This window comes from Kribbella solani (genome assembly GCF_014205295.1).
In the GTDB taxonomy this organism is placed as follows: Bacteria; Actinomycetota; Actinomycetes; order Propionibacteriales; family Kribbellaceae; genus Kribbella; species Kribbella solani.
In genome coordinates this window covers 293,564-313,130 of the sequence record NZ_JACHNF010000001.1, presented here as the reverse complement: position 1 = coordinate 313,130, position 19,567 = coordinate 293,564, and the positions used below count along the sequence as shown (strand labels likewise).

General features: G+C 68.5%; 18 protein-coding genes. 7 read left to right on the top strand and 11 right to left on the bottom strand.

What is annotated here, in order from left to right; genetic code table 11:
• Positions 1-85: 85 nt before the first annotated feature.
• The 3 genes from ilvC to HDA44_RS01410 are packed head-to-tail and all read right to left on the bottom strand — an operon-like array spanning position 86 to position 3,537.
• The gene (gene ilvC / locus HDA44_RS01420) at positions 86-1,105 is read right to left on the bottom strand and encodes a ketol-acid reductoisomerase (protein ID WP_184842674.1); all 1,020 of its coding nucleotides are present in this window, start codon (positions 1,103-1,105) and stop codon (positions 86-88) included.
• Between the two features lie 27 nt (positions 1,106-1,132).
• Positions 1,133-1,786, bottom strand: coding sequence for an acetolactate synthase small subunit (ilvN, locus tag HDA44_RS01415; RefSeq protein ID WP_184830608.1), 654 nt, complete (start codon positions 1,784-1,786; stop codon positions 1,133-1,135).
• On the bottom strand, positions 1,786-3,537 hold the full coding sequence (locus tag HDA44_RS01410; RefSeq protein ID WP_184830606.1) for an acetolactate synthase large subunit: 1,752 nt from the start codon (positions 3,535-3,537) through the stop codon (positions 1,786-1,788). Before HDA44_RS01410 ends, ilvN begins: the two co-directional genes overlap by 1 nt.
• Before the next feature lie 415 nt (positions 3,538-3,952).
• On the opposite strand from HDA44_RS01410, the gene HDA44_RS01405 reads away from it, so the two are divergent.
• Entirely contained in the window at positions 3,953-4,510 is a 558-nt protein-coding gene (locus HDA44_RS01405; protein WP_184830604.1) for a CHAP domain-containing protein, read from the top strand.
• An 88-nt stretch (positions 4,511-4,598) separates the two neighbouring features.
• Entirely contained in the window at positions 4,599-5,324 is a 726-nt protein-coding gene (locus HDA44_RS01400; protein ID WP_184830602.1) for a methyltransferase domain-containing protein, read from the top strand.
• Positions 5,325-5,461: 137 nt separating this feature from the next.
• On the opposite strand, the gene HDA44_RS01395 is transcribed toward HDA44_RS01400, so the two are convergent.
• The 5 genes from HDA44_RS01395 to HDA44_RS01375 all read right to left on the bottom strand — a co-directional run bounded on the left by HDA44_RS01395 (position 5,462) and on the right by HDA44_RS01375 (position 10,901).
• A complete protein-coding gene (locus HDA44_RS01395) occupies positions 5,462-6,001 on the bottom strand; it encodes an AAA family ATPase (RefSeq protein WP_184830600.1) in 540 nt (179 codons plus the stop codon).
• 39 nt (positions 6,002-6,040) lie between these two features.
• Positions 6,041-8,293: an MMPL family transporter gene (locus HDA44_RS01390; RefSeq protein ID WP_184830598.1), complete on the bottom strand. Its 2,253-nt coding sequence runs from the start codon at positions 8,291-8,293 to the stop codon at positions 6,041-6,043.
• Between the two features lie 122 nt (positions 8,294-8,415).
• Positions 8,416-8,766 carry a MoaD/ThiS family protein gene (locus tag HDA44_RS01385; protein WP_337905582.1) on the bottom strand — a complete coding sequence of 117 codons (351 nt, stop codon included), beginning with the start codon at positions 8,764-8,766 and terminating at the stop codon, positions 8,416-8,418.
• A 100-nt stretch (positions 8,767-8,866) separates the two neighbouring features.
• Positions 8,867-9,958, bottom strand: coding sequence for a WD40/YVTN/BNR-like repeat-containing protein (locus HDA44_RS01380; RefSeq protein WP_184830596.1), 1,092 nt, complete (start codon positions 9,956-9,958; stop codon positions 8,867-8,869).
• A 10-nt stretch (positions 9,959-9,968) separates the two neighbouring features.
• Positions 9,969-10,901 (bottom strand): 2-hydroxyacid dehydrogenase, encoded by a 933-nt coding sequence (locus HDA44_RS01375; RefSeq protein WP_184830594.1) that lies wholly within the window; start codon positions 10,899-10,901, stop codon positions 9,969-9,971.
• Positions 10,902-10,976: 75 nt separating this feature from the next.
• Between HDA44_RS01375 and HDA44_RS01370 the strand changes: the two genes are divergently transcribed.
• The 4 genes from HDA44_RS01370 (at position 10,977) to HDA44_RS01355 (ending at position 15,347) form a co-directional block, all read left to right on the top strand.
• Positions 10,977-12,356 carry an FAD-binding protein gene (locus HDA44_RS01370; RefSeq protein ID WP_184830593.1) on the top strand — a complete coding sequence of 460 codons (1,380 nt, stop codon included), beginning with the start codon at positions 10,977-10,979 and terminating at the stop codon, positions 12,354-12,356.
• Positions 12,353-13,639: an SAM-dependent methyltransferase gene (locus HDA44_RS01365; RefSeq protein WP_184830591.1), complete on the top strand. Its 1,287-nt coding sequence runs from the start codon at positions 12,353-12,355 to the stop codon at positions 13,637-13,639. The genes HDA44_RS01370 and HDA44_RS01365 overlap by 4 nt, the downstream gene beginning before the upstream one ends.
• Positions 13,640-13,735: 96 nt before the next feature.
• The gene (locus HDA44_RS01360) at positions 13,736-14,734 is read left to right on the top strand and encodes a PQQ-dependent sugar dehydrogenase (protein WP_337905581.1); all 999 of its coding nucleotides are present in this window, start codon (positions 13,736-13,738) and stop codon (positions 14,732-14,734) included.
• 175 nt (positions 14,735-14,909) lie between these two features.
• A complete protein-coding gene (locus HDA44_RS01355; protein WP_184830587.1) occupies positions 14,910-15,347 on the top strand; it encodes a hypothetical protein in 438 nt (145 codons plus the stop codon).
• A 51-nt stretch (positions 15,348-15,398) separates the two neighbouring features.
• Here the strand turns inward: HDA44_RS01355 and gatB are convergent, their stop codons facing one another.
• Genes gatB through gatC form a run of 3 tightly spaced genes read right to left on the bottom strand, consistent with a single transcriptional unit; the run spans position 15,399 to position 18,693 of the window.
• Positions 15,399-16,895, bottom strand: coding sequence for an Asp-tRNA(Asn)/Glu-tRNA(Gln) amidotransferase subunit GatB (gene gatB, locus HDA44_RS01350; RefSeq protein WP_184830585.1), 1,497 nt, complete (start codon positions 16,893-16,895; stop codon positions 15,399-15,401).
• Positions 16,892-18,397 carry an Asp-tRNA(Asn)/Glu-tRNA(Gln) amidotransferase subunit GatA gene (gene gatA, locus HDA44_RS01345; protein ID WP_184830583.1) on the bottom strand — a complete coding sequence of 502 codons (1,506 nt, stop codon included), beginning with the start codon at positions 18,395-18,397 and terminating at the stop codon, positions 16,892-16,894. The genes gatB and gatA overlap by 4 nt, the downstream gene beginning before the upstream one ends.
• The gene (gene gatC, locus HDA44_RS01340) at positions 18,397-18,693 is read right to left on the bottom strand and encodes an Asp-tRNA(Asn)/Glu-tRNA(Gln) amidotransferase subunit GatC (protein WP_184830581.1); all 297 of its coding nucleotides are present in this window, start codon (positions 18,691-18,693) and stop codon (positions 18,397-18,399) included. Before gatC ends, gatA begins: the two co-directional genes overlap by 1 nt.
• A gap of 224 nt (positions 18,694-18,917) precedes the next feature.
• On the opposite strand from gatC, the gene HDA44_RS01335 reads away from it, so the two are divergent.
• On the top strand, positions 18,918-19,562 hold the full coding sequence (locus HDA44_RS01335; protein ID WP_184830579.1) for an ACT domain-containing protein: 645 nt from the start codon (positions 18,918-18,920) through the stop codon (positions 19,560-19,562).
• The last annotated feature ends 5 nt before the right edge of the window (positions 19,563-19,567 follow it).

Sequence of the window (19,567 nt, the reverse complement as noted above, 5' to 3'; positions counted from 1 at the left end):
CCGCAACACATTGTGTCAAACCCTGGTGACAAAACCGGACCCCGGACAAGCAGAGCCTGTCCGGGGTCCGGTTGGGAGTGCGGGGTCAGCGCGCGGCGCTGCCCTCGACGTAGTCCTCGTCGTGGGACTTCACCCAGGCCATCAGGCCGCGGAGGTCCTTGCCGACCGCCTCGATCGGGTGTACCTCGCTCTGCTTGCGGAACTCGGCGAACTCCGGCGCGCCGGCGTCCTGGTCGGCGATGAAGCGGGCCGCGAAGGTGCCGTCGGTGATGTCACCGAGGACCTCCTTCATCCGCGCCTTCACCGACGCGTCGATGATCCGCGGGCCGGACACGTAGTCGCCGTACTCGGCCGTGTCGGAGACCGACCAGCGCTGCTTGGCGATGCCGCCTTCGTAGATCAGGTCGACGATCAGCTTCAGCTCGTGCAGGCACTCGAAGTACGCGACCTCGGGCTGGTACCCGGCCTCGGTCAGCGTCTCGAACCCGGCCTGGATCAGCGCCGACACGCCACCACAGAGAACCGCCTGCTCACCGAACAGGTCGGTCTCGGTCTCCTCGGTGAAGGTGGTCTTGATACCGCCGGCGCGGAGGCCGCCGATCCCCTTCGCGTACGCGAGCGCGAGGTCCCACGCCTTGCCGGTCGCGTCCTGCTCGACGGCCACCAGCACCGGTACGCCGCGGCCCTCGGAGTACTCGCGCCGGACCAGGTGTCCCGGGCCCTTCGGCGCGACCATGAAGACGTCCACGCCGGCCGGCGGCTTGATGTAGCCGAACCGGATGTTGAAGCCGTGCCCGAAGACCAGCGCGTCGCCGTCGACCAGGTTCGGCTCGATGGCCTCCTTGTACAGCTTGCGCTGCGCCGGGTCCGGAGCGAGGACGACGATCACGTCGGCCTCCTCGCAGGCCTCGGCCGGGGTGACGACCCGCAGGCCCTGGGCCTCGGCCTTGGCCCGGCTCTTCGAGCCCTCGGGCAGCCCGACCCGGACGTCGACGCCGGAGTCGCGCAGCGACAGCGCGTGCGCGTGGCCCTGCGAGCCGTAGCCGAGAACGGCCACGTGGCGGCCCTGGATCACCGACAGGTCGGCGTTGTCGTCGTAGAACATTTCAGCAGCCACTTCGGGCACTTCTCCTTAGTGTTGATTCGGTACGGCGGCAGCGGTCCGGCCCGGCGGCGGCGCCGGAACCGGATGATGCGGTTGCGGATGCGGGCGCTCGGCCGGCGGCCGGGCCTGGACGTTCGGCGGACCGGACGCGACGTGCGGCGGCGGCACCGGGACCGGCCGCAGGTTCCGGTCGGAGATCGAGCGGCTGCCCCGCCCGATCGCCACCATCCCGGACTGCACCAGCTCGCGGACACCGAAGGGTTCCAGCACCCGGAGCATCGCCTCGAGCTTCTCCGGATTGCCGGTCGCCTCGATCGTGATCGCGTCCGGGGCCACGTCGACCACCTTGGCACGGAACAGCTGGACGGTCTCCAGCACCTGCCCGCGGGTCAGGGTGTCCGCCTTCACCTTCACCAGCAACAGCTCCCGCTGTACGGTCTGGGTCGGTTCGAGCTCGACGATCTTGATCACGTTCACCAGCTTGTTCAGCTGCTTGGTGATCTGCTCCAGCGGCTGCTCGTCAACGGTGACCGCGATCGTCATCCGGGACACCTCGGGGTGCTCGGTCGGACCGACCGCGAGCGAGTCGATGTTGAACCCGCGCCGCGAGATCAGCGCCGCCACCCGGGCGAGTACACCGTGCTTGTTCTCGACCAGAATGCTGAGCGTGTGTTTGCTCATCAGAGTTCCTCGCCTTCCCACGCGGGTGCCATGTCGCGGGCGATCTGGATCTCGTCGTTGCTGACGCCGGCCGCGACCATCGGCCACACCATCGCGTCCCGGTGCACGACGAAGTCGACCACGACCGGCGCGTCGGTGACCGCCATCGCCTTCTCGATCGTCGCGTCCAGCGAGTCCTTGTCCGAGCAGCGCAGCCCGACGCCGCCCATCGCCTCGGCCAGCTTGGCGAAGTCCGGAATCCGGGTCGAGTGCAGGTCGGTGTTCGAGTACCGCTTGTCGTAGAACAGCGTCTGCCACTGCCGGACCATGCCCAGCGACTGGTTGTTGATCACGGCAACCTTGATCGGGATGCCCTCCAGCGCGCAGGTGACGAGCTCCTGGTTCGTCATCTGGAAGCAGCCGTCGCCGTCGATCGCCCAGACCGTCTTGTCCGGGCGGGCGACCTTCGCGCCCATCGCGGCCGGCACCGAGTACCCCATCGTGCCGAGGCCGCCGGAGTTCAGCCAGTGACCCGGCTTCTCGAACGGCAGGAAGTGCGCGGACCACATCTGGTGCTGGCCGACGCCCGCGGTGTACACGGCGTCCGGGCCGGCGATCTGGCCGATCCGCTGGATCACGTGCTGCGGTGACAGCGTGCCGTCCTCCGGCTCGTCGAAGCCGAGCGGGTACCGGGCGCGGACGCCTTCGAGCTGCTTGCGCCAGGCCTCGTACGACGGGGTGTGGCCGGCGTTCGCGATCTCGGTCCGGAGCGCGGCGATCAGGTCGGTGATGACCTCCTTGCAGTCACCCACGATCGGCACGTCGGCGGCCCGGTTCTTGCCGATCTCCGCCGGGTCGATGTCGGCGTGGATGACCTTCGCCTCGGGCGCGAACGAGTCGAGCTTGCCGGTCACCCGGTCGTCGAACCGCGCGCCCAGCGTGATCAGCAGATCGGAACGCTGCAGCGCGCCGACCGCGGACACCGAGCCGTGCATGCCGGGCATCCCGAAGTGCAGCTCGTGCGTGTCCGGCAGCGCGCCGCGGGCCATCAAGGTGGTGACGACGGGGATGCCGAGCAGCTCCGCGAGTTCCTTCAGCTCGGCGCTGGCCCGCGCCCGGATCACGCCACCGCCGATGTACAGCACCGGCTTCTCGGCCGCGGCGATCAGCCGGGCCGCCTCGCGCACCTGCTTCGGGTGTGGGCGGGTCACCGGCCGGTACCCCGGCAGCGACAGCTCGGTCGGCCACTGGAAGTCGACGCCCGTGGTCTGCATCGCGTCCTTGGTCACGTCCACCAGCACCGGGCCGGGCCGGCCGGTGGAGGCGATGTGGAACGCCTCGGCGATCGTGGTGGCGATCTCGTTCGGGTCGGTGACCAGGAAGTTGTGCTTGGTGATCGGCATCGTGATGCCGCGGATGTCCGCCTCCTGGAAGGCGTCGGTACCGATCGCGGCACCGGCCACCTGTCCGGTGATCGCGACCATCGGCACCGAGTCCATGTACGCGTCCGCGATCGGCGTCACCAGGTTCGTCGCGCCCGGGCCCGAGGTCGCCATGCAGACGCCGACCTTGCCGGACGCGGCGGCGTACCCCTGGGCGGCGTGACCGGCGCCCTGCTCGTGACGTACCAGGATGTGGCGGATCTGGGTCGAGTCGAGCATCGGGTCGTACGCCGGGAGGATCGCGCCACCCGGGATGCCGAAGACGGTGTCGACTCCGGCATGTTCCAGTGCGCGGATCAGAGCCTGTGCCCCGGTCAGCTGCTCACTCATGAGTGCCTTCCCTCAGTCCTGTCACGATGTGGCCTTATGGCTTTTTCGCGACCGATCCATCCTCGCCTGTGGCCGTTCCCGCCGCGCTACTGGGTCTCAGATAGTCGCATTGGCAACAAAAAACCCCTTCCGCCGGGTTGGCTGAAGGGGCGCGCTCGACTCAGTGGTCGCGTCAGTCGGCGCGCCGCACAAGTACGAGAAGAATCGATCGCATGTAGGCATTATTCGCCGACGGACGGCGATCTGGTCAAGTTCAGCGGCTCAGCGTCTCGTACTTTGAGACCACTGTCTTACGGGTGAGGGCTCGGCGAATTAATACCACTGTGATGGTGGTTCGTCGTTTGTTAGTCACATACTGGTTTGGAGAGATCGCTTGAAAATTTTATACCGCCCCCTCTCCGGATCGGAGTGACCCATGCGACTGCTCAAGTTCTCCCGCCCCCGTCCGTCCCTGTTGTCACTACGGCTGCTGCTCGCCGCCGTACTGATCGCCCTGCTCGGTTCCATGACGCTGACCGCCAGCGCCGCGGACACCCGGACCACGATCGTCAACGCCGCCAACGGCGAGGTCGGTCAGCAGGAAACGCCGCCCGGCAGCAACTGCAACCCGTACGGCCCGTGCGAGCCCTGGTGCGCGCACTTCGCCACCTGGACCTGGCGCCAGGCCGGCATCAACATCCCGAACTACGGCTTCACCGGCGACATCTACACCTGGGGCCAGGCCCGCGGCCGCGCCCACTCCACCAACACCGGCATGCAGCCCGGCGACATCGTCCTGTACGGCACCGGTCCGCAGAACACCGACACCAGCGTCCACACCGGCGTAGTCGTCGCCGTCGCGTCCAACGGCAACATCACCACGGTCGAAGGCAACGCGAACAACCAGGTCTCGAAGTACGGCCCGTTCGACCCCAAGCGAGCCAAGAACGCCGGCCGCCCCGGCAACATCTACGGCTGGGTCTCCGCCCTCTGACCCATCCATCCACCGAGCCGATGTGGGCACTCGCCCCGCCCACATCGGCTCACCCATGCCCGCTCATTCCCCGGCATAGGGTTCAGGCGTGAGCACGGACCCGTACGGTGATGAGCGGCTGGTTGAGCTGTATGACTTGGACAACCCTGATGGGGAGGACCATGCGTACTACCGGGCGCTCGCGGTTGGTACGCGGAAGGTTCTCGACTTCGGGTGTGGCACTGGACTGCTGACGCGTTCGCTGGTGGCGCCCGGGCGGGTGGTGGTCGGGGTTGATCCGAGCCCGACGATGCTCGGGTACGCGCGTCGCCAGCCGGGCGCGGATGCGGTCCGCTGGATCGACGGTGACTATCGCGCGATCGAGCCGTCCGGGGATGCGGATCTGGTCGTCAGTAGCGGGAACACGATGATGCATGTGAGTGACGCGGACCATGTACCGGCGCTGAGCGCGCTTGCGGGGGCGCTGCGGTCCGGCGGGACGATCGCCTTCGAGACGCGGAACCCGGCTGCGCGGGCGTGGGAACAGTGGACCCGAGAGGCAACGTACGGCGAACGCGACACGTCGGTCGGGCGACTCCGCGAATGGATCGACCTGATCGAGGCCGCCGACGGCCGGGTGGTCTTCGACGCCCATAACGTCTTCCCTGATGGCACCGACGCCGTCTACCGCAACGTCCTGCACTTCCGCTCCCCCGCCGAAATAACCGCCGACCTCCAGCACGCCGGCTTCCGAAACATCACAATCCACGGCGACTGGCACAACCAACCACCGACAGCCAAGTCCCCCCTCCTGGTCATACGCGCCCAGAAGTAACCACCCGATCGGCTGCGGTAGCCCCCAGAAGAATCCCCATCAAGCTGCTTCCTTCGCACCCGTCGACAGTCCCCCGTTCAAAGGTGCTCGCGGGCGAGCCCTCGTACATCATTTCAGGCATTGAGGGGTTGGCGCGGTCAGGGCTTGAGGAGGTAGGCGCCTGAGGCAACCTCTTTGCGGAGGGTTGCGGCGGTTTGGGGGGCGTCTTGTGTGGTGGTGTCGAAGGCGTGCGGCTCGAGTGGGCCGAGGTCGGCGAACTGGCCGTGGAGGCCGGTGAGTGCTTCGGCGTCTGTCAGTTCGACGCCGCCGCGGGCCTGGCCGCGGTGGAGGGTGGTGGCCAGGTCGGGGCGGAGTACGACGTACGACATCGTCCACTGGCCTTCGGCGGCCGCGCGGCGGTAGGGGGCGAGGAACCACGGGCCGATGACACCGTCGACGACCACGTCGTACCCGCCGCGTGCGTACACCGCGACGGCCGCGACGATCGCATCGACGACGATCTCGTTCTGACGCTCGGCGCCCGGGAGGTACGGCTCCACGAAACCGGTGCGGATCGCGCGGAAGAACTCGTCCGTGGTCACGTGTACCGTCGGCCGCGCTGCCCCGGTCGCCAGCAGCCGGCCCACGGTCGTCTTTCCGGAACCGGACGGACCAGTCAGCAGCAGCACGTCACTCATGTGACCAGACGCTAGCCGGGCCGGCTCCGGATCACACCCCTATTTGTTGCCGGTGAGAACCTTCTCCCGCGGCGCCGGAGGCGTACCGCCTTCGAGCTGGATGTTCGGGATGACGCGGTCGAGCCAGCGCGGCAGCCACCAGGCGTGTTCGCCGAGCAGTGTCATCACCGACGGCACCAGGATCATCCGGACGATGCTGGCGTCGATCAGTACCGCGACCGCCATCCCGACCGCGAGCATCTTCACCGTCGGGTCGTCGTCGAGGACGAAGCTGAGGAAGACGACGATCATGATCGCGGCCGCGGTGGTGATCACCCGAGCCGTCGCGCCGATCCCGATCGCGACGGCGCGGTGACTGTCGCGGGTCGCGATCCAGGCCTCGTGCACGCGCGACAGCAGGAACACCTCGTAGTCCATCGACAGCCCGAACACGATCGCGAACATCAGCATCGGCACGAACGACGGGATCGGCACCTTCTCGTCGATCCCTACCAGCGACGATCCCCAGCCCCACTGGAAGACCGCGACGATCACGCCGTACGCGGCGCCGACCGACAACAGGTTCAGCACCGCCGCCTTCACGCCGATCAGCAGCGACCGGAACGCGACGGTGAGCAGCAGGAACGCGAGCAGCACGACCGCGCCGATCAGCCACGGCATCCGGCTGCCGACCTTCTCGGTGAAGTCCACGTACCCCGCGGTGGTCCCGACCACGTACGTCGGCTCTTTCTGCCCCGCGAGCACGTCGGAGCGGACGCGGTTCACCAGGTCCTCGGTCGCGGCCGCCGACGGCGAGGTCGTCGGGATCACGTTGATGATCGCGGTCGTCCCCGCGCTGTTCGTACTCGGCGGCTGCACCGCCGCCACGCCGGATGTCTTCTGCAACGTGGACGCGAGCCCGTTCAGTACGGACTGCCGATCGCCCTGACTCACCGACTGGAGTTGGACGACGACCGTCAACGGACCGTTCGCGCCCGGACCGAATCCCTGCGCCACCAGGTCGTACGCCTTCCGGCTGGAGTCTTTCGCCGGATCGGTACCCGCGTCCAACTGCCCGAGCGTCATCGACAGCAACGGGATAGCGAGTACGAGAAGCACCAGCGTCGCGGCGATACCGTACGGCCACGGGCGGTCGCTCACTTTGCGGCCCCACCGCGCGAACGCGCTCTGTTCGTGTTTGCTGTCCCGCCGCTCCCGCTCCTGCGCGCGATGCGCCGCGACGGCCGCGTCGTCCGTGAGCTCCGCCTCGAGCTCACGTTCGTGTACGAGGTGGTTGCGATCGTTGCGGTTCAGCACGGTCAGTTTCGCGAGACCGAGCAAGGCCGGGATCAGCGTCAGCGCCGCGAGTACGGTGACCGCGACCACGATCGCCGACGACAACCCGAGCGCGCCGACGAACGGTACGCCGGACACGTACAGCCCGAGGATCGCGATCACCACGGTGCCGCCCGCGACCAGGATCGCCGCGCCGGACGTCGATTCGGCATGCCCGGCGGACTGTTCGACGTCCATCCCGTCGTCCAGTTGCTCCCGGTGCCGCGAGACCAGGAAGAGCCCGTAGTCGATCGCGACGCCGAGACCGAGCAGCGTCGCCACGGTCGGCGCCGATACCGGGAAGTCCTTGACCGCGGCGAGCAGGCCGAGGATCGCCAGCCCACCGCCGACACTGAAGACCGCCGCCACCAGCGGCAGACCGGACGCGACCACGGACCGGAACATCAGAAACAGCAGCAGCAACGCGAGCGCGAGCCCGATCGCCTCCGACGGGCCGTCGTTCGCCTGCTTGCCGATCTGTCCCGCGCCGCCGCCGTACTCGACCTGCAGCCCGGCTGCCCGGGCCGGCTGGACCGCCGCGTCCAGCTTGCCGACGTACGACTTGTCGAGCGACGCCGGCACCACCGAGAACGAGACCGGCGCGTTGACGATCGTGCCGTCCTTCGAGATGTACGCGCTCTGTGACGTGGTCAGCGGGTCGACGGCCGTGACCACGTCAGGCAGCTTCCCGACGGCGTCCATCGTCGACTTGACCACGTCCGCGTGCTCGGCGACGGTGCCGGACTGGGCGTGGAAGACGATCGAGCCCGAGTACCCGCCGGCGCTCGCGAAGTCCTTGTTCAGGATGTTCACACCGGCGGACGATTCACTGCCCGGGACCGTGTAGTTGTTCACGAACGTGCCGCCGAACGCGGACCGCAGCACGAACAACCCGACCACGATCACCAGCCAGCCGGCGATCACATACCAGTGCCGCCGCGCCGCCGCCCGCCCGAGCCGTTCCAGAAACGCGTGCATAGGGTGCCCCTCCCCCGGGCACCCCCCAGGCGACGGCGCCCAGCCGCCGGCCCCCTTCCCCACGACGGTAAGACCGCCACCCCCAGCCGACAACCCCTCAGTCCGGCCGCCGCTCTGTGTTGTCAGCCGCCGGCCACGCTCGGGAGGATGAGGAGCTCGTCGCCTTCCGACAGCGGGGTCTGTAGGCCGGACAGGTCGCGGATGTTGTCGTTGCCGAGGTAGATGTTCACATGCCGCCGGACCGCACCCTGCTCATCGGTCAGCCGCCGCCGCAAGGCCGGATGCTGCAACTCCAACGCCGCGAACACCCCGGCAACAGTCACCCCACTCGCACCGTCACCGCGACCATCACCCGGGACCTCGACCTCAACCTGCTCCACGCCGCCCGCGAACGGCCGCAGCACGGTAGGCAGCCGCACCACCACCCGCGGCGCCGCCCGCTCCACACCCATCACGCCACTCCCATCAGCCACCCACCATCACCAGACCACCACCGCCACACCACCCGCACCACCGCCACCGCCGCCGTCACACCGCCGCCGTCATCACGCGACCGCCATCCAACGACCGTCATCACACGACCGCGGAGCGGACGGTGAGGATGTCGGGTAGGTGTCGCGCGACCTCGGTCCACGTGTCGCCGGCGTTCGCGCTCGCGTACACGCAGCCGTCCCGCGTCCCCACGTACACCCCCGCCGGATCAGCAGTGTCCGTAGTCATCGCATCCCGCAACACCGGCACGTACGAAACGTCGGGCAGCCCGGACGTCAACGGCTCCCAGGTCGAACCGGCGTCCCGCGACCGGTACACCCGGCACTGGGCGCCGGCCGGGATCCGATTCCCGTCCGCGATCAGCGGGAACACGTACACGGTCTCGGGCTCGTGCGGATGTACGACGATCGGGAACCCGAAGTCCGACGGCAGCCCGTCCGCGATCGACTTCCAGATCGCCCCGCCGTCGTCCGACCGGTACACGCCGTGGTGGTTCTGCGCGAACATCCGTTCGGGTACGTCCGGATGCCCCGCCAGCTTGTGCACGCACTGGCCGAACTCCGGGTCCGGGTCGGGCATGAAGTACGCCTTGATGCCATGGTTCGCCGGTGACCAGGTCGCACCGCCGTCGCTGGTCTGGTAGACGCCACCGGTCGACATCGCCACGCTGATCCGGTGCGGATCGGTCGCATGCGGTAGCACGGTGTGTACGGCCTGCCCACCGAAACCGGCGTCCCATTCGGTCCGGTGCGGGTGGTCCCACAGCCCGCGGACCAGCTCGAACGTCACTCCCCCGTCGGTGGATTTCCACAACGCGGACGGCTGCGACCCGGCGTACACGACGCCTGGCTGGTCGGCCGGCGCGGGCTGGATCTGCCAGACTCGCTCGAGGGACGCGCCGGCGTCGGCCGGGAAGCCGATCGAGCCCTCCGGCGGCTCGGCCCAGGTCGCGCCGAGGTCGTCGGAGTGGAAGACCGCCGGCCCCCAGTGCTCACTCGTGCCGCCGACGAACAGCCGTGGTCGCTCGCCGCGGGTGTCGACGCCGACCGCGTACACACCCTGCATCTCGAACTCCGGCACCGGCCCGTCCAGCCGCCAGTCCCGGCGGCCGGCATCGCTCCGGCCGATCCACAGGCCCTTCTTGGTCCCGATCAGCAACACTGCCTCGGACATCTTTGTCCTCCTACCTTGGCGGCCCGGCGACTACATTGATCAACGGTTCCCCCGACGCGTACCGCGCCAGCTGCGCTCGCACCAGCCGTGCCACCCGCGGCGCGAACGCCGTCGAGGCACCACCGCGATGCGGATTGATCAGTACGTTCGGAGCAGACCACAGCGGATGTCCGGTCGGCAACGGCTCGGGATCGGTCACGTCCAGCGCGGCGCTGATCCGTCCGGTACCCAGCTCGGCCAGCAACGCCTGCGTGTCCACGACGACACCGCGCGCGACGTTCACCAGCAGCGCGCCGTCCTTCAGCTGGGCCAGGAACTTCGCGTCGACCATCCGCGTCGTCTCCGGTGTCGCCGGGGTCAGCAGCACCACCACGTCCGCCCGCGGCAGCAGCTCCGGCAGCTCGGTGAAGGGGTGTACGCCGTCCCGCGCCCGCCGCGCGACCCGGATCACCTCGCACTCGAACCCGGTCAGCCGGCGCTCGAGCGCTTCGCCGATCGCGCCGTACCCGAGGATCAGCACCGTCCGGTCCGCCAGCGAGTCGTCGACCTGGTCGTACGACCCCGGCCAGACCTGTCGCTCCTGGTCGCGGACGGCCCGCGGGAGCCGCCGGTACGAGGCGAGGATCAGCCCGACCGCCAGCTCAGCGGTGGACGCGTCGTGGACGCCCCGCGCGTTGCACAGCGTCACATCCTCGGCGACCCGGGACTGAACGTTCTCGTACCCGGCCGTCTGCAGCTGGACGACCTTCAGCGCGGGCATCTCCCGGACGATGTCGAACACGTCACCGCCACCCATGTAGCTGGGCACGTAGAACTCCACTTCGGCGAGCGACTTCGGCCGCTCGGCGCCCGAGTACACGTCCACGTCGAAACCCGCGGGGACGCCGCCGAGGAACCCGTCCGGGTCCGCCCAGGGGAGCCATGCCTTCACCACATCAGCCATGAAACGAACCTACTCGGCCGCTCCGACAGTTTGAACTCCCGTGCCAGACCGTGAGCACCGTCGTACTCTGGATCGGTGCCTTCGACATCGGATGTTGCGGCCACGCTCGCCCACGATCAGGCCGTCGGCCGGCTGCGGGAGTCGTATCAGCGCATCCCGCCAGGTGCCCCCGTACGGCTCGCGAAGCGCAGCTCGAACCTGTTCCGTCCACGCGCGGCCGTCGACACCCCGGGCCTGGACGTGTCGGGGCTGACCGGCGTGATCGCCGTCGACCCGGTCGCGCGGACCGCCGACGTGCAGGGCATGTGCACGTACGAGGACCTGGTCGCCGCCACCCTGCCGTACGGGCTGACCCCGATGGTCGTGCCGCAACTGAAGACGATCACGCTCGGCGGCGCGGTGACCGGTCTCGGCATCGAATCGTCCTCGTTCCGCGCCGGACTGCCGCACGAGTCGGTTCTGGAGCTCGACATCCTCACCGGCGCCGGTGAGCTGGTCACGGCGCGGCCGACCGGCGAGTACGCCGATCTGTTCCGGATGTTCCCCAACTCGTACGGCACCCTCGGGTACGCGACCCGGCTGCGGATCGAGCTGGACAAGATCTCGCCGTACGTGGCGTTGCGGCACGTACGCCTCGGACTGGACGAGCTGGCGCCCGCCATCGACACGATCGTTGCCGACGGCACGTACGACGGTGAGCCGGTGCACTTCGTCGACGGCGTCGCGTTCAGCCCTTCGGAGGCGTACCTGACGCTCGGCCGGAACAGTGACGCCGCCGTGCGGACCAGCAAGTACACGGGTCAGCAGATCTACTACCGGTCGATCCAGCAACGGCCGCGGGACTTCCTCACCGCGCACGACTATCTCTGGCGCTGGGACACCGACTGGTTCTGGTGCTCGGCCGCGTTCGGCGCGCAGCAGCCGCTGGTCCGCAGGCTGTGGCCGAGCCGGTGGCGGCGCAGCGATGTCTTCCACAAGATCGTCGGCTTCGAGAACCGGCACCAGTACGCGGCCCGGCTGAACCGCCGCCGTGGCCGGCCGGATCGTGAACGCGTCGTCCAGGATGTGGAAATCCCGGTCGGCCGGCTGGCGGACTTCCTGCGCTGGTTCGACACCGACGTCGGGATGCGCCCGGTCTGGCTCTGCCCGCTGCGGCTGCGCGGCGCCGAGTCGTGGCCGCTGTACCCGCTGGCGCCCGGCGAAACCTACGTGAACGTCGGCTTCTGGGGCACCGTACCGATCGCCCCCGGAGCGGCGGACGGAGACGTGAACCGACGGATCGAGGCGGCGGTAGCGGAGTTCGGCGGCCACAAGTCGCTCTACTCCGACGCGTACTACGACCGCGGAACCTTCGACCGCCTCTACAACGTCCCGGCTCTGACCGCGGTAAAACAACGCTACGACCCAAACACCCGGCTGACCGGGCTCTACGAAAAGGCGGTAACGCGCCGATGACGACGCTGGCGACTCAGGTATCAATTGCCGAAGCTCTGACGACCGTGCTTCCGGACGGTCTGCCGTTTCGATTCACGGCGTACGACGGCAGTGCGGCCGGACCGGAAGATTCGGCGATCCATATGCATCTGGCCTCCGAGCGCGGCCTGTCGTACGTCCTGACCGCGCCGGGCGATCTCGGCATGGTGCGCGCGTACGTGATGGGTGATCTGGAGATCACCGGCGTCCACCCCGGCAACCCGTACGAGCTGATGCGGCTGATCCTGGACCAGTTCCATTTCCACCGGCCGCGCGCGGCCGAGGCGCTGCGGATCATCCGCGGCCTCGGCTGGAACCACCTGAAGCCGCCGCCACCGCCGCCGCAGGAGCACCTGCCGAAATGGCGGCGTACGTTCGAAGGACTGCGGCACTCGAAGGCCCGGGACAAATCCGCGATCCACCACCACTACGACGTGTCGAACACGTTCTACGAGTGGGTGCTCGGGCCGTCGATGACGTACACCTGCGCGGTCTATCCGCACGCCGGCGCGTCGCTGGAGGAGGCGCAGTTCGAGAAGTACGACCTGGTCGCGCGGAAGCTCGACCTGAAACCGGGGATGCGGCTGCTCGACGTCGGCTGCGGCTGGGGTGGCATGGTCCGGCATGCGGCTCGCGAGTACGGCGTGACCGCGCTCGGCGTGACACTGTCCGCGGCGCAGGCCGAATGGGCCACGGCGGCGATCAAACGCGAAGGCCTCCAAGATCTCGCCGAAGTGCGCTACCTGGACTACCGCGACGTACCCGAACGCGATTTCGACGCGATCAGCTCGATCGGCCTGACCGAACACATCGGCGTACGCAACTACCCGGCGTACTTCGGCTTCCTGCACGACCGGCTGAAACCCGGTGGCCGACTGCTCAACCACTGCATCACCCGCCCGGACAACCGGTTCCGCAACACCGGCGCCTTCATCGACCGCTACATCTTCCCCGACGGCGAACTGATCGGCTCCGGGCGCATCATCACCGAAGCCCAGGACGCCGGCTTCGAGGTCCGCCACGAGGAGAACCTGCGCGAACACTACGCCCTCACCCTGGCCGCCTGGAACGAGAACCTGGTCGCCCACTGGGACGAAGCGGTCGCCGAAGTGGGCCACCCGACCGCCAAGATCTGGGGCCTCTACCTCTCCGCCAGCCGAGCCGGCTTCGAACACAACACCATCCAGCTACACCAGGTCCTGGCCACCAAACCCGACGCCCGCGGCGACTCCCACTTCCCCCTCCGCCCGACCTGGGGCAGCTGAATGGCCAAGGGACGTGCGGCGGTCGTGGTGACGGCGTTGGCGTTGGTGAGTGGCTGCTCGGAAGCGACCCCTCGTGGTTCAGAGCCTTCGCCGGGCGTGTCGACTGTCGCTACGCCGGCTCGGGACGTGACGTTGGCGGTGGCAGGGACGGTGGTTTCGGGGCTGCAGGTGCCTTGGGGGCTTGGGTTCTTGCCGGACAAGAGCGCGCTGGTGACTGAGCGGGACTCGGCGCGGGTGCTGCGGGTCGTCGGCGGGCGAGCCAGTGAGGTGGGGAAGGTCGACGGGGTGAAGACCTCGTCGGAAGGTGGCTTGCTGGGGCTGGCGGTGGATCCGGGGTACCCGAAGCGGCCGTACGTGTATGTGTACTACTCGGGATCGGATGCCAACCGGATCGCGCGGATCACGTACCAGGACGGGAAACTGTCGGATCAGCAGGTGATACTGGACGGGATTCCAGCGGCGGCGATTCACAACGGTGGGCGACTGCGGTTCGGGCCGGACGGATATCTGTACGCGGGTACGGGTGACGGCGCCGAGCGGCCGAACTCGCAGGATGACGGGTCGCTCGGTGGGAAGATCCTGCGCATCACCACCGACGGGAAGGCCGCGCCGGGGAACCCGGACGGGCGGGTGTGGATCACCAAGGGCCACCGGAACGTGCAAGGGCTGGCGTTCGACGGGAGTCAGTTGTACGCGGCGGAGTTCGGCCAGAGCACCTGGGACGAACTGAACGCGATCACTCCGGGCGCGAACTACGGCTGGCCGGCCGCCGAAGGGATCAGCCACCTGGACGGGATGACCGACCCGATCGCGCAGTGGAAGACCGCCGACGCGTCGCCGTCCGGGATCGCGATCAGCAAGGGGTACGTCGTGATGGCGGCGTTGCGCGGTCAGCGGCTGTGGGTGATACCCGTTGCCAATGGCAAGCGAATTGGTGAGCCGCGGTCGTTTTTCGCGAACCAGTACGGGCGGTTGCGGACGGTCGAACCCGCACCGGACGGCTCGTTGTGGGTGACCACGTCGAACACCGACGGGCGCGGTCAGCCGCGGACCGGCGACGACCGGATTCTGCGCGTGACACTCAGCACCTCCTGACAGTCAACCGTTTCGGGACTTCGGTCGTCTGGTACATGTGGAAGGAACCCCACGACCCAAGGAGGAGATCGGTATGCCGACCGGCCAGGCGTCTGGCGTCCCCAGCAGCGTGATCGCAGCAGTGAACAGCTACCCCGATGCTGAGCGAACAGTTGAGTATTTGAGGAGCTACGGGATGGACGCGACGAGCCTGGACATCGTCGGCGCCGGACTCCGGCAGGCCAGCAGACGCAGGGTTGTTCCGGTGGTGCGGCTCACGGCCGTCGGTGCACTGCAAGGCGCGCTGATCGGCGTACTCGCGGCGGTCTTTGTCACGCTGGTCGCCGCGACCACCTTGACCAGCTTCGCGGTCCTGCTGTGGGGGTTCGTGTACGGGGCCATCGTCGGCACGCTCTGGAGCCTGTTCCGCGGCCTGAACCGCAACCGCCCGGAACTGTTCAGCACCGAAACCGTCCCCACGTACTACGAGGTCCGCTGCCCCGCCGACGAACTCTCAGTAGCCCAAACCCTCCTCGCGGACGCCGCCGACGTGGACGACGGCCGGGTAGAACGCACGGTCATAGCCGACGCCCCACACCCCGATCCCGAGGCTGACCACCGCAAAGCCGCCTGAACAGAAGATGCCGGCCCTCAGACGAGGGCCGGCATCTCAACAGATCAAACGTCAGATCCCGAGTTTTTCGTTCAGGAGTTGGCGGACCTTGGCGGCGTCGGCCTGGCCGCGCATGTCTTTCATCACCGCGCCGATCAGCGCGCCGGCCGCGGCCGGCTTGCCGGAATTGACCTTCTCGACGACGTCCGGGTTCGCCGCGATCGCGCGCTCGATCGCCGCGATCAGCGCCGAGTCGTCCGACACCAGCGCCAGCCCGCGCTTCTCGATGATCTCCGCCGGCGTACCCTCACCGGCGAGCAGACCCTCGAACACCTGCCGCGCGAGCTTGTCGTTCAGCGTGCCTTCGTCGACCAGCTTCTGTACCTCGGCGACCTCGGCCGCGCCGACCCCGAGCGCGTCCAGCTCCTGACCGGACTCGTTCGCCGCGCGGGCCAGCTCACCCAGCCACCACTTCTTCGCGGCGGCCGCCGTCACCCCGAGCTCGACGGTCGCGACGATCGGCTCGAGCGCGTTGCCGTTCACCACGTCACGCATCTCGAGGTCGGTGAAACCCCACTCCTGCTGCAGTCGCGCTCGTCGCAGCGACGGCGCCTCGGGCAGGGTCGCGCGCACTTCCTCGACCCACTCCCGCGACGGCGCCACCGGCACCAGGTCGGGCTCCGGGAAGTACCGGTAGTCGTCGGCGTCGGACTTCTCCCGGCCGGACGTGGTGATGCCGGTATCCTCGTGCCAGTGCCGGGTCTCCTGCAGAACCTTGCCGCCGGACGACAGCACCGCCGCCTGCCGGGTGATCTCGTACGTCACCGCGCGCTCGACCGAGCGGAACGAGTTCACGTTCTTCGTCTCGGTCCGGGTACCAAGAGTCGTCGAACCACTCGGCTTCAGCGAAACGTTCGCGTCGCAGCGCAGCGACCCCTGGTCCATCCGGACGTCGGAGACGCCGAGCGAGAACAGCAGGTCGCGGAGCATGCTCACGTACGCCCGGGCGACCGCCGCGGCCTTCTCCCCCGGGACCTCGATCGTCTTGGTGACGATCTCGATCAGCGGGATCCCGGCCCGGTTGTAGTCGACCAGCGAGTGCGAGGCGCCGTGGATCCGGCCGGTCGCGCCACCGATGTGGGTGGACTTGCCGGTGTCCTCCTCCATGTGCGCGCGCTCGATCTCGATCCGGTACGTCTCACCGTCGACGACGACCTCGGTCCAGCCGTTGTACGCGATCGGCTCGTCGTACTGCGAGGTCTGGAAGTTCTTCGGCATGTCCGGGTAGAAGTAGTTCTTCCGGGCGAACCGGCACCACTCGGCGATCTCGCAGTTCAGCGCGAGGCCGATCTTGATCGCGGACTCGACCGCGCGCGCGTTCACCACCGGCAGCGCGCCGGGCAGACCGAGGCAGACCGGGCAGGTCTGGGTGTTCGGCGGCGCGCCGAACTCGGTCGGGCAGCCGCAGAACATCTTCGACCTGGTGTTCAGCTCGACGTGCACCTCGAGCCCCAGCACCGGGTCGTAGGTGGCCAGCGCGTCATCGATTTCGAGTACAGCAGCAGTCATCGGGTCACCCCCAGCTCCGGAGCCTTGGTCATCAGCACGCCGCCCCACTGGTCGGCCAGCGCCGACTCGAGCGCGGCACCGACCTGGTAGCACAGGTCGTCGCGCAGCACCGGCGCCATCACGTGGAAGCCGACCGGCAGACCGTCCTCGTCGGCGAGGCCGCACGGGAACGACGCGGCCGCGTTACCGGCCAGGTTGGACGGGATCGTGCACAGGTCGTTCTTGTACATGGCGATCGGGTCGTTGATCCGGTCACCGATCGGGAACGCGGTCGTCGGCGTGGCCGGCGACACGAGCACGTCGACCTGCTCGTACGCGTTCGCGAAATCGCGGGCGATCAGCGTACGGACCTTCTGGGCCTGACCGTAGTACGCGTCGTAGTACCCGCTGGAGAGGGCGTGCGTACCGAGGATGATGCGGCGCTTCACCTCGGCGCCGAACCCGGCTTCGCGGCTCAGGCTGGTCACCCGCTCCGCACTGTTCTCGCCGTCGTCGCCGACCCGCAGCCCGTACCGCATCGCGTCGAACTTGGCCAGGTTGGACGACGCCTCGCTCGGCAGGATCAGGTAGTACGCCGGCAGGGCGTACTCGAAGTGGGGGCAGGAGACCTCGACCACTTCGGCGCCGAGCTTGGTGAGCAGCTCGACCGCTTCGTGGAAACGGGCCTCGACACCCGGCTGGTACCCCTCACCGCCGAGCTCCTTGACGACGCCGATCCGCAGCCCGGCGACGTCACCGTTGCGGGCCGCCGCGACCACCGGCGGGACGTCCTGATTGATCGACGTGGAGTCCATCGGGTCGTACCCGGCGATCGCCTCGTGCAGCAGCGCCGCGTCGAGCGTCGTCCGCGCGCACGGGCCCGGCGTGTCCAGCGAGGACGCCAGCGCGATCAGTCCGTACCGCGAGGTGCCGCCGTACGTCGGCTTGACGCCGACGGTGCCGGTGAAGGCCCCCGGCTGACGGATCGAGCCGCCGGTGTCGGTGCCGATCGCGAGCGGTGCCTCGTACGCCGCGATCGCCGCCGACGAACCGCCGCCGGAACCGCCGGGGATGCGGCCCAGGTCCCACGGGTTGTGCGTGGTGCCGTACGCCGAGTTCTCGGTGGAGGAGCCCATCGCGAACTCGTCCATGTTGGTCTTGCCGAGGATGACGATCCCGGCCGCCTTCAGCCGCTTGACGACCGTCGAGTCGTACGGCGGTTTCCAGCCCTCGAGGATCTTCGAGCCGGCCGTGGTCGGCACGCCCTCCTGGGTCAGCACGTCCTTCAGCGCCAGCGGCACCCCGGCCAGCGGCGCCAGCTGCTCGCCGGCCGCCCGCTTCGCGTCGACGGCCTTCGCCTGCGCCAGCGCGCCTTCGGAATCCACGTGCAGGAACGCGTGGACGTCACCGTCGACGGCGGCGATCCGGTCCAGGTGGGCCTGGGTCACCTCGACCGAACTGGCCTGCCCGGACGTCATCAGCTCCGCCAGCTCGGCGGCGGTCTTCCTGGTCAGGTCGGTCATCAGTCCTCCTCCAGGATCCGCGGCACCCGGAAACGCTGCTCCTCCGCGGCCGGCGCGCCGGAGAGCGCCTGCTCGGGGCTGAGGCACGGGACGTTCTCGTCCGCGCGCATCACGTTGGTCAGCGGCAGGGCGTGCGAGGTCGGCGGAATGTCGTCCGCCGCCACCTGGCTGACCTGCCCGACCAGGGAGATGATCTGGTCGAGCTGCGGCGCGAGGTGGTCGAGCTCGGAGTCGGAGAGCTCGATCCGCGCCAGTCGCGCCAGGTGCGCGACCTCTTCGCGGGTAATCGATGGCATGAACTGATCCAATGCGTGCAGTAGCTGGAAGCGCAAACACCAAGAGGTTCTCGGTGTGATGCACGTCAGCTTAGTGGGCCGGATGTGACAGCTGTATTTCCCGTCCCCGAAGCTGTGGACAACTACCCGATGAGATGGGCGGGCGTGTCTGTCCCTACCGCTCTGTAACATGGGCGGCGACAGGGCGTTACGCGCAAGGTGATCGGCTGGGAGATGATCGTTCGGTGTTCCTGCTGCGCTTGATCATCCCGGACCGGCCCGGATCGCTGGGTACGGTCGCCACCGCCCTCGGTGAGGTGAATGCCGACATCCACGCGATCGAAATCGTCGAACACCGGCGAGAGAACGGCACCGCCGTCGACGACATCGTGGTCGACCTGCCACCCGGCGTACTGCCCGACCGGCTCGTCTCCGCCTGCAACGGGGTGGACGACGTCGAGGTCATCTGGTTCTCCCGGTACGGCGCCGGCGGCGGACTGCACATGGACCTGGAAGCCGTCGAGCAGATGACATCGGCTCCCGCGGACGCGATCGACATCCTGGTCGAGCAGTCACCCGCCGTACTGCACGCGGACTGGGCCGCCTTGCTCGACGGGACCGGCAGCGAGGTGAAGGTCGCGCTCGAGACCAGCGCGACACCTGAGTTCGGCGATGTGGCCGGCCGGTGGATACCGATGCAGAAGGCGAGCACGCTGGAAGCGCCCGAGCACAAGGGTCTCTCCGAGTCGGTACTGGTCGCCGCGCCGCTCGATTCCGACCAACGCATCCTGGTCATCGGCCGCCGCGGTGGACCCGAATTCCTCGGCTCCGAGGTGGCCCGGCTTTCGTACCTGGCCTCACTCGCGGTCACCATCCGCGCCACCGCCTGACAGCT